This is a genomic window from Bacillus cereus group sp. Bce019 (assembly GCF_051781745.1).
In the GTDB taxonomy this organism is placed as follows: Bacteria; Bacillota; Bacilli; order Bacillales; family Bacillaceae_G; genus Bacillus_A; species Bacillus_A cereus.
On the sequence record NZ_JBPWJX010000039.1, the window covers coordinates 1 to 14792 of the forward strand.

Here is a 14792-nt window from a genome sequence, read left to right on the forward strand (position 1 = left end):
AGTTGGGACCTTGTCCCTGTGAGAGTAGGACGTCGCCAAGCAACTAAAAACACAAGTCATTTGACTTGTGTTTTTTTATTTCCCATGAAATAGATTTGGTTCCATTAATAAAAAATTTGAAATATAGTAAGGGATTTTTTGAGCAGAAATACTTAGAAATTGATAAATAAATGGATAATCTTCAGAACCATAACTTCCAAGTAAGTCATACCACCAATCTGTTTCATATCTAGAAATCATGCTTAAATTATAGAGCAATAAATAATGAATGAGGAGTTCAGGTAATATTGGCTTAGGATTTCTAGGGTCAGTCGTAAGTGGCAAATAATAAGTATTAGTAAGATGTTCATAGTATAAAGGAGTACTGTACATAGGATTCCATGATTGAATAGGCGCTGTAAAAAGTAAATTCGATTTATTAGTCTTCTCAGGTACGTGTTGTATTGATAAATGCTTACAAGATGTTTCAATGTAACGAGAAAATCTCTCTTTAGTCATATGTAATCGATCTAGTAGGTTGACTGAAAAGGAGAGCTCATTTTTAATTGTTGAATCAATTTTATATAAAGTTGATCCTTTTTGACTATAACGAAATAAATTTTGTAATTCTGGAATATTTCCCATTAGTTCTAACATGTTAAATTTTTCTGCTTCTAAGTGTTTCATGTGAAACAGTTGTTCTGCAACATGAGTAAACAATCCGTTTTTTTGTACCTTCACCTCATCTTCTAAAAATTGATACCCTTGTTTTTTTCGTTTGCGAGTTGTAACGCCATGAGCTAAAACAGTAGTGGATTCAGGATAGTTAGGGTCAATAGTTAGTAGGCATGCTTTAAACAGTTGACTAATTCCATAAAATAACAACATTGGTTGAATGGAAAATGGAGCTGTCTTATATAATTCATAATAATTTTTCCCGTGTTCTAAGTAATAAATAAAGGGATAACAATTTTCAAAACTTTTTTTTTCTGCATCCTGAATAGAGGATTTTTCATAACAACGGGCAAGATAACGTTGTACGTTTTGAGATGAAAAAAAGAAACTTAACTGCTGCCAAGTACAAGATGTTTGATGCATATATTACGCTCCTTTTATTATCTAAAAATTCTAACATATATATACGTCCTTGACAGTATTTTAACCAATTGATAAGCTACTAATAATAATTTCTGGTATCATAGGGGGAACAATTATGTGGGAATCTAAATTTGTTAAAGAAGGTTTGACTTTTGATGATGTATTACTTGTACCAGCTAGGTCAGATATATTACCAAGAGAAGTAAGTGTTAAAACAGTTTTATCTGAAAGCTTACAGCTAAACATCCCGTTAATTAGTGCAGGAATGGATACAGTAACAGAAGCTGACATGGCTATTGCAATGGCTCGCCAAGGTGGTTTAGGAATTATTCATAAGAATATGTCTATTGAGCAACAAGCAGAGCAAGTTGATAAAGTAAAGCGCTCTGAAAGCGGCGTTATTTCAGATCCTTTCTTCTTAACTCCAGAACATCAAGTATATGATGCAGAACATCTTATGGGAAAATATCGTATCTCAGGTGTACCGGTTGTAAATAATTTAGATGAGCGAAAATTAGTTGGTATTATTACAAACCGTGATATGCGCTTCATCCAAGACTACTCAATCAAAATTTCTGACGTAATGACAAAAGAACAATTAATTACAGCTCCAGTTGGTACTACACTGGAAGAAGCTGAAAAGATCCTACAAAAGTATAAAATTGAAAAACTCCCTCTTGTTGATAATAACGGTGTATTACAAGGGCTTATTACAATAAAAGATATTGAAAAAGTAATTGAATTCCCAAACTCTGCTAAGGATAAGCAAGGACGCTTATTAGTTGGAGCAGCAGTTGGTGTAACAGCGGATGCTATGCTTCGCATCGATGCATTAGTAAAAGCTAGTGTAGATGCAATTGTACTTGATACAGCACATGGACATTCTAAAGGTGTTATTGATAAGGTAAAAGAAGTTCGTGCTAAATACCCATCACTAAATATTATCGCTGGAAATGTTGCTACTGCTGAAGCAACGAAAGCATTAATTGAAGCTGGTGCAAACGTAGTTAAAGTTGGTATTGGACCAGGTTCTATTTGTACAACACGCGTTGTAGCCGGTGTTGGTGTACCACAATTAACTGCAGTTTATGATTGTGCAACAGAAGCTCGTAAACACGGTATTCCAGTTATTGCTGATGGTGGTATTAAGTACTCTGGTGATATGGTGAAAGCTTTAGCGGCAGGAGCACATGTTGTTATGCTAGGTAGCATGTTTGCAGGTGTTGCAGAAAGCCCTGGAGAAACTGAAATTTACCAAGGTCGTCAATTTAAAGTGTATCGTGGTATGGGTTCTGTCGGTGCGATGGAAAAAGGAAGTAAAGATCGTTACTTCCAAGAAGGTAATAAAAAGCTTGTCCCAGAAGGTATTGAAGGACGAGTGCCATATAAAGGACCTTTAGCAGATACAGTTCACCAATTAGTTGGTGGCTTACGTGCAGGTATGGGATATTGCGGAGCACAGGATTTAGAATTCTTACGCGAAAATGCACAATTCATTCGTATGTCAGGTGCTGGCTTACGTGAAAGTCATCCTCATCACGTACAAATTACAAAAGAGGCTCCAAACTACTCATTATAATGTCTTATATACAAATAGACAGAGATTTGATATCTCTGTCTATTTTTTTTTGATTATGTTAGAATAACGGTTATGTGAGTACATAGATATTGGGGGTAGCAAAAGTGAAAGGTATGTTTTGCAAAAGATTCATTGCTTTGGTAACAGTGCTTACACTAGCTTGTAGCATTTTTATGCCATATAGCAATGCATCAGCTGAAACAGGAGCCGCTTTAAACATTGAAGCAGGTGCGGCAATTTTAGTAGAAGCGAATTCTGGGAAAATTTTATATCAAAAGAATGCAGATGAATTATTATCCATTGCTAGTATGACAAAGATGATGAGTGAATATTTAGTTCACGAAGCAGTGGATAAAGGAAAACTTAAGTGGGACCAGAAAATTAGGGTTTCTGAATATGCATATAAGGTTTCACAAGATGCTTCATTATCAAATGTTGCATTAGAAAATGGTGGCTCTTATACAGTAAAAGAGTTATACGAAGCAATGGCAATCTTTTCTGCAAATGGTGCAACAATTGCATTAGCAGAAGCAATTGCAGGTAAAGAAGTAGACTTCGTAAAAATGATGAATGACAAATCGAAAGAACTAGGGTTAAAAAATTATAAATTTGTCAATTCTACAGGTTTAACGAATAAAGATTTAAAGGGAATGCATCCTGAAGGAACAACAGCGGATGAAGAAAATAAAATGTCTGCAAAGGATGTTGCAACTTTAGCACAACATTTAATTAAAGATTATCCAAAAGTGTTAGATACAGCAAAAATCCCTAAAAAAGAATTCCGTCCAGAAAAAGAGAAGTTTGGAATGTCGAACTGGAACTGGATGTTAAAGGGCTTAGTTAAAGAATATGATGGCGTAGATGGCCTAAAAACAGGCTCAACTCCAGAAGCAGGAGATTGCTTCACTGGTACGGTTGAAAGAAACGGAATGCGTTTTATTTCTGTAGTTATTAAAACAAGTTCTCATACAGCACGTTTTGATGAAACAAAGAAGCTATATGATTATGGATTTGCTAACTTTGAAGTGAAACAAATGTATAAAAAAGGTTCTTCAGTAAAAGGACAAGAAACAGTACGAGTAGAAAATGCGAAAGATAAAGATGTAGCAGTTCAAACGAAACAAGCTATTTCACTTCCAGTGCCAAAAGGAAGTAAAGATGTTTATAAAACAGAATTAAAAGAATCAAGTAAGGGACAAGAAGCACCTATTAAAAAGGGAGCTGCGCTTGGTCAAATGGTAATTACGCCAAAAGATACAAACGACCCTGGATTTTTAACTGGTAAGTCACTGCAAGTGGATCTTGTAACGACATCTGAAGTAGAAGAAGCAAACTGGTTTACTCGTGCTATGCGCGGAATTGGTTCATTCTTTAGTGGTATGTGGAATAGTGCTGTTGATACAGTAAAAGGTTGGTTTTAAAAGCTCCTCACGATAGGAGCTTTTTTTTATTCCTATTTTTCATACCGACTTTATGAAAAAGTAGTAGACAAGCATCTGATAGTTAGTGGTAGAATGTAAGAGTATTCTTAATTTTCGCCTTTAACGGGGGAAAGCAATTCACCTAGGGGGGTTTTTGTACATGACAAATGTAACAGGGACAGAACGTGTAAAACGTGGAATGGCAGAAATGCAAAAAGGCGGCGTTATTATGGACGTAGTTAACGCTGAACAAGCAAAAATTGCAGAAGAGGCAGGCGCAGTTGCCGTTATGGCATTAGAGCGTGTACCAGCAGATATTCGTGCAGCAGGTGGCGTTTCTCGTATGGCAGACCCAACAATTGTTGAAGAAGTTATGGGTGCGGTGTCAATTCCGGTTATGGCAAAATGCCGTATCGGTCACCTTGTAGAAGCACGTGTATTAGAATCATTAGGGGTAGACTATATCGATGAGAGTGAAGTATTAACTCCTGCTGATGAAGTATACCATTTAAATAAACGTGATTACACAGTTCCATTTGTATGTGGTTGCCGTGATATCGGAGAAGCTGCACGTCGTATTGCAGAAGGTGCATCTATGCTTCGTACAAAAGGTGAACCAGGAACAGGAAACATTGTAGAGGCAGTGCGTCATATGCGCCAAGTCAATGCAGAAATCCGTCAAGTTGCGAGTCTACGTGAAGATGAGTTAATGACATATGCAAAAAATACTGGCGCTCCTTACGAAGTATTACTTGAAATTAAACGTCTTGGTCGCTTACCAGTTGTAAACTTTGCGGCAGGTGGTGTAGCAACACCAGCAGATGCAGCATTAATGATGCAACTTGGTGCTGATGGGGTATTTGTTGGATCTGGTATCTTCAAATCAGAAAACCCAGAGAAATTTGCACGTGCAATCGTTGAAGCAACGACTCATTATGAAGATTACGAACTAATTGCAAGCCTTTCTAAAGGATTAGGTAATGCAATGAAGGGTGTCGAAATTTCAACGTTATTACCAGAACAACGCATGCAAGAGCGTGGATGGTAATTAAAGGAGAACTTTAAAATGGTGAAAATCGGTGTACTAGGTCTTCAAGGTGCAGTTCGTGAGCATGTAAAATCAGTTGAAGCAAGTGGTGCAGAAGCTGTTGTTGTAAAGCGTATAGAGCAACTTGAAGAGATTGATGGTCTTATTTTACCGGGCGGTGAAAGTACAACAATGCGCCGTCTTATTGATAAGTATGCTTTCATGGAACCACTTCGTACATTTGCAAAGTCTGGTAAACCAATGTTTGGTACATGTGCAGGGATGATTCTTCTTGCGAAAACACTTATTGGCTATGAAGAAGCACATATTGGTGCTATGGATATTACAGTTGAGCGCAATGCGTTCGGACGCCAAAAGGATAGTTTTGAGGCTGCGCTTTCAATTGAAGGCGTGGGTGAAGACTTCGTTGGTGTATTTATCCGTGCGCCGTATGTTGTAGAAGTAGCTGATAATGTTGAAGTGCTTTCTAAGCATGGTGACCGAATGGTAGCGGTAAGACAAGATCAGTTTTTAGCTGCTTCATTCCATCCGGAATTAACAGATGATCATCGTGTGACAGCATACTTTGTTGAAATGGTAAAAGAAGCGAAAATGAAAAAAGTTGTATAAGTAACTTGCAACTTGTATAAGATTATAGTAAATTGATGGTAACAATTTTATAAAATAAGCGTGTTGATAGGAAATAGTAACAAATGTCGTTTCTTATAGAGAGTCGATGGTTGGTGGAAATCGATAGAAACAGTTTGTGAATCCATCCTGGAATGGAATGTGGAATATCTTTTGGATTAGTAAGCATTCCCGGTGAAGAGCCGTTATTTCTACTTGAGAGGAAAGCGGTAATGCTTTCAACTAGGGTGGCAACGCGGGTTAACTCCCGTCCCTTTATATAGGGACGGGAGTTTTTTGTGTTTTATAAAATAAAAGGAGGAGTATACAATGCTTGATATTAAATTTTTACGTACAAACTTTGAAGAAGTAAAAGCGAAATTACAGCATAGAGGCGAAGATTTAACTGATTTTGGTCGTTTTGAAGAATTGGATACGAGAAGAAGAGAACTACTTGTTCAAACAGAGGAACTAAAAAGTAAACGTAACGAAGTATCTCAACAAATCTCTGTATTGAAGCGTGAAAAGAAAGATGCAGAAGCTCTAATTTTAGAAATGCGTGAAGTTGGAGAAAAAGTAAAGGATCTTGATAACGAACTTCGTACAGTTGAAGAAGACTTAGAAAGATTAATGTTATCTATTCCAAATATCCCTCATGAATCAGCTCCAGTTGGTGAAACAGAGGATGATAATGTAGTAGCACGTACTTGGGGAGAAGTGAAAGAATTTACTTATGAGCCAAAACCACATTGGGATCTTGCTACTGATTTAGGAATTTTAGATTTTGAACGCGCTGGGAAAGTAACAGGAAGCCGCTTCGTATTCTACAAAGGTGCTGGTGCAAGATTAGAGCGTGCTTTAATTAGCTTTATGCTTGATCTTCATACTGATGAGCATGAATATGAAGAAGTATTACCTCCATATATGGTAAACCGTGCAAGTATGACAGGAACAGGACAACTTCCAAAGTTTGAAGAAGATGCATTCCGTATTGAAAGTGAAGATTACTTCTTAATTCCAACAGCTGAAGTACCTGTAACGAATATGCATCGTGATGAGATTTTAAATAAAGAGCAATTGCCTATAAGATATGCTGCATTTAGCTCTTGCTTCCGTTCTGAAGCAGGTTCAGCTGGACGTGATACACGTGGTTTAATTCGCCAGCATCAGTTTAATAAAGTAGAGCTTGTGAAGTTCGTAAAACCAGAAGATTCTTATGAAGAGTTAGAAAAGTTAACAAATGATGCAGAACGCGTGTTACAATTATTAGAGTTGCCATATCGCGTTATGAGCATGTGCACAGGCGATTTAGGATTTACAGCAGCGAAGAAATACGATATTGAAGTATGGATTCCAAGCTATGGCACATATCGTGAAATTTCTTCTTGTAGTAATTTTGAAGCTTTCCAAGCGAGACGTGCAAATATCCGTTTTCGCCGTGAACCAAATGGAAAACCAGAACATGTTCATACATTAAATGGATCTGGTCTTGCAATTGGACGTACGGTTGCAGCTATTTTAGAGAACTACCAACAAGAAGATGGTACAATTATAATTCCAGAAGTTCTTCGCCCTTATATGGGAGGAAAAACAGTTATTAAGTAAATTTAAACATTCATCGGTATGAGTGATTGGTAATTATGAGCGTTGTCAGTACTGTAATGTAGGAAGGGGAAAGTAAAATTTTCCTTTCCTCATAATTTATTTTAGTAGGGTTGACTAACTGTTTTTCTTTTGATATTATATTTGATGTCAATATGGAGGTATACCCAAGTCTGGCTGAAGGGATCGGTCTTGAAAACCGACAGGCGGCGAGAGTCGCGCGGGGGTTCGAATCCCTCTACCTCCTCCAGATATAATTGACAACAGCGCATATAAGTGGAGATTGGAGAACTCGTTACCAACACGTAACGAGTTTTTATTTTAAAACCAATCATAAAGTATGGTGTAAGGTAATTTTGTCCTTATTACACACTCATATTCCGATGATTATCTTCATAGATATGAAAGGAGTCAACATGGATCTTATTATACAAACGTTTCCTTTAGATGGAAAAACTTTATATTATGTACAATGTCCTGTCTGTAAGAACAATAGAATTTTAAACAGTGGTGCAAACGTATCACGCATTATTAGTGATGATACATTCCGTAAACTTTGTGGTTGTACTTGTGATGTAAAACCAGCTACGAGTAAAGTAGAGGCGCCAAAACAAGTTAAAAAAGCAGCTGTAAAGAAAGAAGCAGCTCCAAAACGTACAGGTAAAGTATTAACGGCAGTAATTAACGGGAAAGAAATGACTGTTAAAGAGATTGCTGAAGCATACGATATTAGTACAAGTACTGTTCGTCAGCGCATTAACGCAGGAAAACCTGAGAGTGAAATTATTGCTCCAACAAAGAAGAAGTAATTTAATAGGAAAACCCGTGCATATGCACGGGTTTTTTATTTTACAAGTTTACGTGTTTGTTTTAAAAAATGGCCAATTTTTTTTATGATTGGTTCGATTGAATCACCATCTTTTAAAATATCGTACTCATTAATATTTAAGCGTAATACAGGGCATGAATTAAAGTTGTTAATCCAGTTTTCATAACGTCCATGCATTTCTTTCCAGTACTCAATTGGTGTTTGCTGTTCCATTGGGCGCCCGCGTTCTTGAATACGATCGACAATATCATCGAAAGAACCTTCTAAGTAAATTAATAAGTCTGGATGAGGGAAGTAAGGAGTCATGACCATAGCGTCAAATAAACCTTTGTATGTTTCATAATCAGTTTCCGTCATTGTTCCTTTTTCATGATGCATCTTTGCGAAAATTCCAGTGTCTTCGTAAATGGAACGATCTTGAACAAAACCGCCGCCATATTCAAAAATTCTTTTTTGTTCCTTAAATCGTTCTGCTAAAAAGTACACTTGTAGGTGGAAGCTCCAGCGAGTGAAGTCCGCATAGAACTTGTCCAAATATGGATTGGAATCTACTTTTTCAAATGATGTGCGATAACCTAAAGCATTAGCTAATGCAGTTGTCATAGTTGATTTACCCACACCTACTGTTCCGGCGATAGTGATTACTGCGTCATTGGGTATATCATATTTTTGCCTTAAATTCATTATTATTTCGACTCCTTTAAGAGAGTATTTTGAAGGGCAGATAGGATAACGTTTAAATCATCAGGATTTTTTACAAAATCCATATCGTCGCCATTAAATTTCAATACTGGTATTTCCGGATGATCTTTTTTAAAAGCATCCATTGCTGTTTCATAATCTTTTGTGAGCTGTAGTAAGTAATTTGGATCCATGTTTTTTTCAAATTCTCTTCCGCGCATGGCGATTCGTTTTTGCAATGTTTCTAGGCTAGCTGTTAAATAAACAATGACATTTGGCACAGGCATATCTTGTGTAAGGATACGATAAATTTGCATGTATTTGTCATATTGAGAGTCTTTTAATGTGCGGGATGCAAAAATTAAATTTTTAAAGATATGGTAATCCGCTACTACTGGTTTCCTTTGATTCAAGTACTTTATGTTAATGTCTTCTAATTGTTTGTATCTATTACAAAGAAAGAACATCTCTGTTTGAAAACTCCATTCGTCGATGTCTTCATAGAACTTTCCTAAAAAGGGATTTTCATCAACAATCTCTTTTAGTAAGTGGAGTTGCATGTGAGTTGAAATTTCCTTCGCAAGTGAAGTTTTTCCAACACCAATTGGTCCTTCAACCGTGATAAATGGTACTCCGGTCACGCTGTTTCCTCCTTTCAATCAGTGATTTACCGTGACTACTAAAAACACAAAACAGAATTATTGTAGCACAAGAGGGAAGCGAGCGGGTTAATTTGATATAAAAAGTTAGAAAATAGATATATGTATTAATTAAATTTTATTTTGGTTGATGATGTTATATTTGCTTTCAATGTAGTTTCCATTATTTTTAAAGCATGTATATTATCTTGGTCGTTGTTAGAGGCGATACAATCCTGTGGTACATACAATTTATAATTTCTCATATGAGCATCATTAGCTGTAAATAGGATACATATATTTCCGGCAACCCCTGTTAATATTAGATTTTCTATTTTTAAATAACCTAGTAATGAATTTAAAGGTGTTTCATAAAAAGCGGAATAATGTGGTTTAATAAAAATGTACTCATCAAAACTTGGAGCAATCTTATGGATTATATTTTCGCTATATTCATTTGTGCAATGAGTAATAAGTTGGTCGATATCAGATCTCCAAAGTTGATAATGGTCATTAACGTAAATTATAGGATAGCCGAAGGATTTCATTTTTTTCTTTAATTGTAAAATAGGGTTTGTTATAGTTTCGCATTTTTTAGCTAGAATGGGTCCGTGGGAAAATTGAAAGTCATTAATCATATCGATAATGAGCAAGGCGGTATTTTTCATATGTAATCCCCTCTCTTTTTTCTTTTAGGGTGGATTGAATTTGTAAAAGTTATCCCCTGTGTAGTAAATGGAAATAAGTGTACTTTATTTGTAATGAAAGGACTATGTTATGGAACAAGATCAAGATATTTATTTTATGCAATTAGCGATAGAAGAAGCTAAAAAGGCAGAGGAAATACAGGAAGTACCAATTGGAGCAGTTATAGTGTTAGATGGTGAGGTAATTAGTGTTGCCCATAATTTAAGGGAAACTGAGCAAAGATCAATAGCTCATGCTGAGTTGCTAGCGATAGATGATGCATGTAAAAAATTAGGGACATGGCGTTTAGAAGATGCAACATTGTATGTAACATTAGAACCTTGTCCAATGTGTGCGGGTGGAATTGTTTTATCACGAGTGAAGCGAGTTGTATATGGTGCAAGTGATCCGAAGGGCGGATGTGCAGGGACATTGATGAATCTTTTAACGGATGAACGCTTCAATCATCAATGTGAAGTAGTATCTGGTGTACTAGAGGAAGAATGCGGTACGTTGTTAACAAACTTTTTTAGAGAGCTTCGTAAAAAAAGAAAAGCAATAAAAAAATTAGAGAAGAATACTGGGAACTAACGTATTTGCATTTTCTAAAGAAACAAGTTATACTGATAATGCCTTTAATGAAGGCAACCGAATATTGGTTTTAACTTTGCCGTGCTAAGCGGGGAGGTAGCGGTGCCCTATACTCGCAATCCGCTCTAGCGAGGCCGAATCCCCTCTCGAGGTTATGTTGCTGTAAGGTCTGCCTTAAGTAAGTGGTGTTGACGTTTGGGTCCTGCGCAACGGGACCCCGTGAACCTTGTCAGGTCCGGAAGGAAGCAGCAATAAGCGGGTCTTCTCGTGTGCCGCAGGAGTGCCTGAACCGAGCTAACTGCTTGAGTAACGCTTATGGTACGTAATCGACGGAGGGTGCACGGCAGTTATATATGTATACAAAACTCACCTTAATACAAAGGTGAGTTTTTTGTATAGAAAATAACTTTTGGAATCTATAAACAGAATGGGTTATAATAAATGAGATAATAACCTTTGAGGGAGGCCGTATTTTCGTGTCATACCAAGCGTTATACCGAACATGGAGACCGCAAAAGTTCGAAGATGTAGTCGGTCAAAAGCACGTGACAAAAACGTTGCAAAATGCCCTTCTTCAAGAGAAAGTTTCACATGCTTATTTATTTTCTGGCCCGAGGGGAACAGGAAAAACGACAATTGCAAAAGTATTTGCAAAAGCAATTAACTGTGAACATGCTCCGGTAGCTGAACCTTGTAATGAATGTCCTTCTTGTTTAGGAATCACACAAGGATCCATTTCAGATGTATTAGAAATTGATGCGGCTTCAAATAACGGTGTAGATGAAATTCGAGATATTAGAGATAAAGTAAAATACGCTCCAAGTGCTGTAGAATATAAAGTATACATTATTGATGAAGTTCACATGCTTTCTATGGGTGCATTCAATGCGCTTTTAAAAACCTTAGAAGAGCCGCCAGGACATGTTATCTTTATTTTGGCGACAACAGAACCTCATAAGATCCCACCTACAATCATTTCACGTTGTCAGCGCTTTGAATTCCGAAAAATATCAGTGAATGATATTGTTGAGAGATTATCAACGGTCGTGACAAACGAAGGTACGCAAGTGGAAGGTGAAGCATTACAAATTGTTGCGCGTGCTGCCGAAGGTGGTATGCGTGATGCGCTTAGTCTTATTGATCAGGCTATATCTTATAGTGATGAGATTGTTACGACAGAAGATGTATTGGCCGTAACAGGATCTGTTTCTCAGCAATACTTAGGCAATTTAGTAGAGTGCATACGTGAAAATGATGTATCAAGAGCATTGCAAATCATAGATGAAATGATGAGTAAAGGGAAGGATCCAGTTCGTTTTATGGAGGATTTCATTTACTATTATCGTGATATGCTTTTATATCAAACTTCACCACAACTAGAACATATGTTGGAACGAGTAATTGTAGATGATCAATTCCGTAAGTTGAGTGAAGAAATGCAACCGGAAGTGATCTATGAGATTATTCATACCCTTAGTAAGGGACAACAGGAAATGAAGTGGACAAATCATCCGCGTATTTTCTTAGAAGTTGTTATGGTGCAATTGTGTCAACAGTTTATGATGCAAGCAAATGGTACAGATCGTTTGCAAGCAATTATGAACAGGATGCAGCAACTGGAGAAAGAGTTAGAGCAAGTCAAAAAGAACGGTGTGCCAGCTGGTGTACAACAGGAAGTAAGAGAGACACGTGCAACACCAAAACCGGTACGAACAGGAAGTATGAAAATTCCTGTCGGACGTGTAAATGAAGTATTAAAACAAGCGAAGCGTCAAGATTTAGAACAATTAAAAGCTGTATGGGGTGAGTTGTTAGGAAGACTCAAATCATATAACAAAGTAGCGTTTGCCGTTTTACTAGAAAATAGTGAACCAGTGGCAGCTTCAGATGACACTTACGTTTTAGCATTTCAATATGAGATTCACTGTAAGATGGCGAGCGAAAATCGAGAAGCTATGGATACAGTAGAACAAGTTTTATTTGAATTGCTAAGTAAAAGGTTAAATATGATTGCCATTCCAAAAAGTGAATGGGGTAAAATCCGTGAAGACTTTTTACAACGTGAAGGTGGAGAGTCTGAAGAAAGCCCGGAGAAAAAGGAAGACCCTCTTATAGAAGAGGCAGTGAAGTTAGTAGGGCAAGAACTCATTGAAATAAAAGAGTAATAATAATTAGGAGGAATTAATTATGATGCGTGGCGGAATGGGAAATATGAATAACATGATGAAACAAATGCAAAAGATGCAAAAGGACATGGCGAAAGCACAAGAAGAGCTTGGTGAAAAAACAGTTGAAGGTACAGCTGGCGGCGGAATGATTACAGTTATTGCAAATGGTCACAAGCAAATTCTTGAAGTGAAGATTAAAGAGGAAGTTGTAGATCCAGAAGATATCGAAATGTTACAAGACTTAGTATTAGCTGCAACAAATGATGCACTTAAAAAGGCTGATGAGCTTTCAAACTCTACAATGGGTAAATTTACAAAAGGCTTAAACTTACCAGGTGGAATGTTCTAGGAGGATATTGATACATGCATTATCCAGAACCAATATCAAAACTAATCGATAGTTTTATGAAGTTGCCAGGTATCGGACCGAAAACAGCGGTTCGATTGGCATTTTTCGTATTAGATATGAAAGAAGATGATGTGTTAGGTTTCGCGAAAGCACTTGTAAATGCGAAGCGAGATTTAGCGTACTGTTCTGTATGCGGACATATTACTGATCGTGATCCTTGTTATATTTGTAATGATTCACATCGAGATCAATCAGTTGTTTGTGTCGTGCAAGAACCGAAAGATGTAATCGCGATGGAAAAAATGAAAGAGTATCAAGGTGTATATCATGTGTTACGTGGTGCGATTTCTCCTATGGAGGGAATTGGACCGGAAGACATTAATATCCCGCAACTCTTAAAGCGACTACATGATGAAACGGTACAAGAAGTGATATTAGCAACAAACCCTAATATTGAAGGGGAAGCTACAGCGATGTATATCTCCCGCCTCTTAAAACCTACAGGCATTAAAGTAACTCGTATTGCACATGGTCTGCCAGTTGGTGGAGATTTAGAATATGCAGATGAAGTGACATTATCCAAAGCGTTAGAAGGGCGCAGAGAAGTATAAGAGGAGAAACAAAAATGTTCTTTCAAAAAAAGGGTAAATTGCGTAAAGAGTATGACGATAAGTTAATTGTACTTTTGGAAAAAGTGAAGAATGAGTGGTTACGTCAGAAGAGAATGGTCGAACAAAGTGTAGAACCGTCTCAAGATGTCATTTGTTCTTTGAAAATAGCAGAGGCGAAATATTTCTTTTTGTTGAAAGAAGCAAAGCGTCGTCCTGTAAAAATGGAACAATGGTAAAAGGTTCTGCTTTCTAAGCAGGCCTTTTTATTTTGTTTTTTAAGTGCTGAGGTATTGTTTTATTTAGTTTATATGAAAGAGATGCTGCATATGATAACTGTTCTTTTTTATTGTCTTGTCCCATACAAATAGATGTATAGGTCATTCATAAGGAGGAAAAAATGAATTCTACAATTATTATTGTTGGTATTCTTACTTTAGTATTTATTTTTCTTGTTTTTGGTGTTGCCTCTAAGCCATTACGTTTTATAGGTAAGGTGATTTTTCATGTTACTTTAGGAATAGCATTGCTTTTTATCGTAAATGTTGTAGGGACATATTTTGATTTTCATATCCCAATTAACATGGGTACAGCAGCAATAACGAGTTTATTAGGTCTACCGGGTGTGGCAGCATTAGTGATTATTAAGCTTTATATCATGCCAAGATAAAATTATTTTGGCATTTTTTTAAAAAGTGTTGACTATTAAATGATTAATATGGTAAATTAATAAGCGTCGTCAGGAACGAAAGAAAAAAGTTGTTGACAGATTTAACGCAAAATGTTAAATTATAAAAGTCGCTGAAACGCGATATTGAACTTTGAAAACTAAACGAAACAAACAACGTGAAACGTCAATTTTTATTTTAGATGCTAGACAAACTAACTTTATTGGAGAGTTTGATCCT

Annotated in this window: 16 protein-coding genes, 1 tRNA gene, 1 other RNA gene and 1 other annotated feature; of the genes, 14 read left to right on the forward strand and 4 right to left on the reverse strand. The window is 36.7% G+C overall.

Annotation, left to right across the window (positions count from 1 at the left end):
- Positions 1-75: 75 nt before the first annotated feature.
- On the reverse strand, positions 76-1077 hold the full coding sequence (locus ACS2QP_RS26925; RefSeq protein ID WP_119682816.1) for a YaaC family protein: 1002 nt from the start codon (positions 1075-1077) through the stop codon (positions 76-78).
- A 115-nt stretch (positions 1078-1192) separates the two neighbouring features.
- Between ACS2QP_RS26925 and guaB the strand changes: the two genes are divergently transcribed.
- The 7 genes from guaB to ACS2QP_RS26960 all read left to right on the forward strand — a co-directional run bounded on the left by guaB (position 1193) and on the right by ACS2QP_RS26960 (position 8142).
- Complete coding sequence (guaB, locus tag ACS2QP_RS26930; protein ID WP_000264088.1) at positions 1193-2656, forward strand: IMP dehydrogenase; 1464 nt, start codon at positions 1193-1195, stop codon at positions 2654-2656.
- A gap of 113 nt (positions 2657-2769) precedes the next feature.
- Positions 2770-4077: a D-alanyl-D-alanine carboxypeptidase DacA gene (gene dacA, locus ACS2QP_RS26935; RefSeq protein ID WP_438883006.1), complete on the forward strand. Its 1308-nt coding sequence runs from the start codon at positions 2770-2772 to the stop codon at positions 4075-4077.
- Between the two features lie 160 nt (positions 4078-4237).
- On the forward strand, positions 4238-5125 hold the full coding sequence (gene pdxS, locus ACS2QP_RS26940) for a pyridoxal 5'-phosphate synthase lyase subunit PdxS (RefSeq protein ID WP_000186165.1): 888 nt from the start codon (positions 4238-4240) through the stop codon (positions 5123-5125).
- An 18-nt stretch (positions 5126-5143) separates the two neighbouring features.
- Positions 5144-5734 carry a pyridoxal 5'-phosphate synthase glutaminase subunit PdxT gene (gene pdxT, locus ACS2QP_RS26945; RefSeq protein ID WP_000238785.1) on the forward strand — a complete coding sequence of 197 codons (591 nt, stop codon included), beginning with the start codon at positions 5144-5146 and terminating at the stop codon, positions 5732-5734.
- Between the two features lie 54 nt (positions 5735-5788).
- Positions 5789-6010, forward strand: a binding site (T-box leader).
- A gap of 51 nt (positions 6011-6061) precedes the next feature.
- Positions 6062-7336, forward strand: coding sequence for a serine--tRNA ligase (gene serS / locus ACS2QP_RS26950; RefSeq protein WP_438883005.1), 1275 nt, complete (start codon positions 6062-6064; stop codon positions 7334-7336).
- 154 nt (positions 7337-7490) lie between these two features.
- Positions 7491-7583 (forward strand) — tRNA-Ser (locus ACS2QP_RS26955).
- Positions 7584-7749: 166 nt separating this feature from the next.
- Positions 7750-8142, forward strand: a complete 393-nt coding sequence (locus ACS2QP_RS26960) for a DUF3797 domain-containing protein (protein ID WP_000364193.1) — start codon at positions 7750-7752, stop codon at positions 8140-8142.
- A gap of 35 nt (positions 8143-8177) precedes the next feature.
- Here the strand turns inward: ACS2QP_RS26960 and ACS2QP_RS26965 are convergent, their stop codons facing one another.
- From ACS2QP_RS26965 to ACS2QP_RS26975, 3 genes are all read right to left on the reverse strand, one after another.
- Positions 8178-8846, reverse strand: coding sequence for a deoxynucleoside kinase (locus ACS2QP_RS26965; protein WP_001053585.1), 669 nt, complete (start codon positions 8844-8846; stop codon positions 8178-8180).
- Positions 8847-8848: 2 nt separating this feature from the next.
- Positions 8849-9484, reverse strand: a complete 636-nt coding sequence (locus ACS2QP_RS26970) for a deoxynucleoside kinase (RefSeq protein WP_000148218.1) — start codon at positions 9482-9484, stop codon at positions 8849-8851.
- 125 nt (positions 9485-9609) lie between these two features.
- Positions 9610-10149 (reverse strand): isochorismatase family cysteine hydrolase, encoded by a 540-nt coding sequence (locus ACS2QP_RS26975; protein ID WP_000798724.1) that lies wholly within the window; start codon positions 10147-10149, stop codon positions 9610-9612.
- A 109-nt stretch (positions 10150-10258) separates the two neighbouring features.
- Here ACS2QP_RS26975 and tadA point away from each other — a divergent pair, with 109 nt between their 5' ends.
- The 7 genes from tadA (at position 10259) to ACS2QP_RS27010 (ending at position 14554) form a co-directional block, all read left to right on the forward strand.
- Positions 10259-10759 carry a tRNA adenosine(34) deaminase TadA gene (tadA, locus tag ACS2QP_RS26980; RefSeq protein WP_000434329.1) on the forward strand — a complete coding sequence of 167 codons (501 nt, stop codon included), beginning with the start codon at positions 10259-10261 and terminating at the stop codon, positions 10757-10759.
- Positions 10760-10838: 79 nt separating this feature from the next.
- An RNA gene (gene ffs / locus ACS2QP_RS26985) (signal recognition particle sRNA large type) lies at positions 10839-11103 on the forward strand.
- Positions 11104-11235: 132 nt separating this feature from the next.
- On the forward strand, positions 11236-12924 hold the full coding sequence (dnaX, locus tag ACS2QP_RS26990; RefSeq protein ID WP_017674202.1) for a DNA polymerase III subunit gamma/tau: 1689 nt from the start codon (positions 11236-11238) through the stop codon (positions 12922-12924).
- Positions 12925-12949: 25 nt separating this feature from the next.
- On the forward strand, positions 12950-13276 hold the full coding sequence (locus tag ACS2QP_RS26995; RefSeq protein WP_014894853.1) for a YbaB/EbfC family nucleoid-associated protein: 327 nt from the start codon (positions 12950-12952) through the stop codon (positions 13274-13276).
- A gap of 14 nt (positions 13277-13290) precedes the next feature.
- On the forward strand, positions 13291-13887 hold the full coding sequence (gene recR / locus ACS2QP_RS27000) for a recombination protein RecR (protein WP_000559169.1): 597 nt from the start codon (positions 13291-13293) through the stop codon (positions 13885-13887).
- 14 nt (positions 13888-13901) lie between these two features.
- On the forward strand, positions 13902-14123 hold the full coding sequence (locus ACS2QP_RS27005; protein ID WP_000466019.1) for a YaaL family protein: 222 nt from the start codon (positions 13902-13904) through the stop codon (positions 14121-14123).
- Positions 14124-14284: 161 nt separating this feature from the next.
- Positions 14285-14554: a pro-sigmaK processing inhibitor BofA family protein gene (locus tag ACS2QP_RS27010; protein ID WP_001089273.1), complete on the forward strand. Its 270-nt coding sequence runs from the start codon at positions 14285-14287 to the stop codon at positions 14552-14554.
- Positions 14555-14792: the final 238 nt, after the last annotated feature.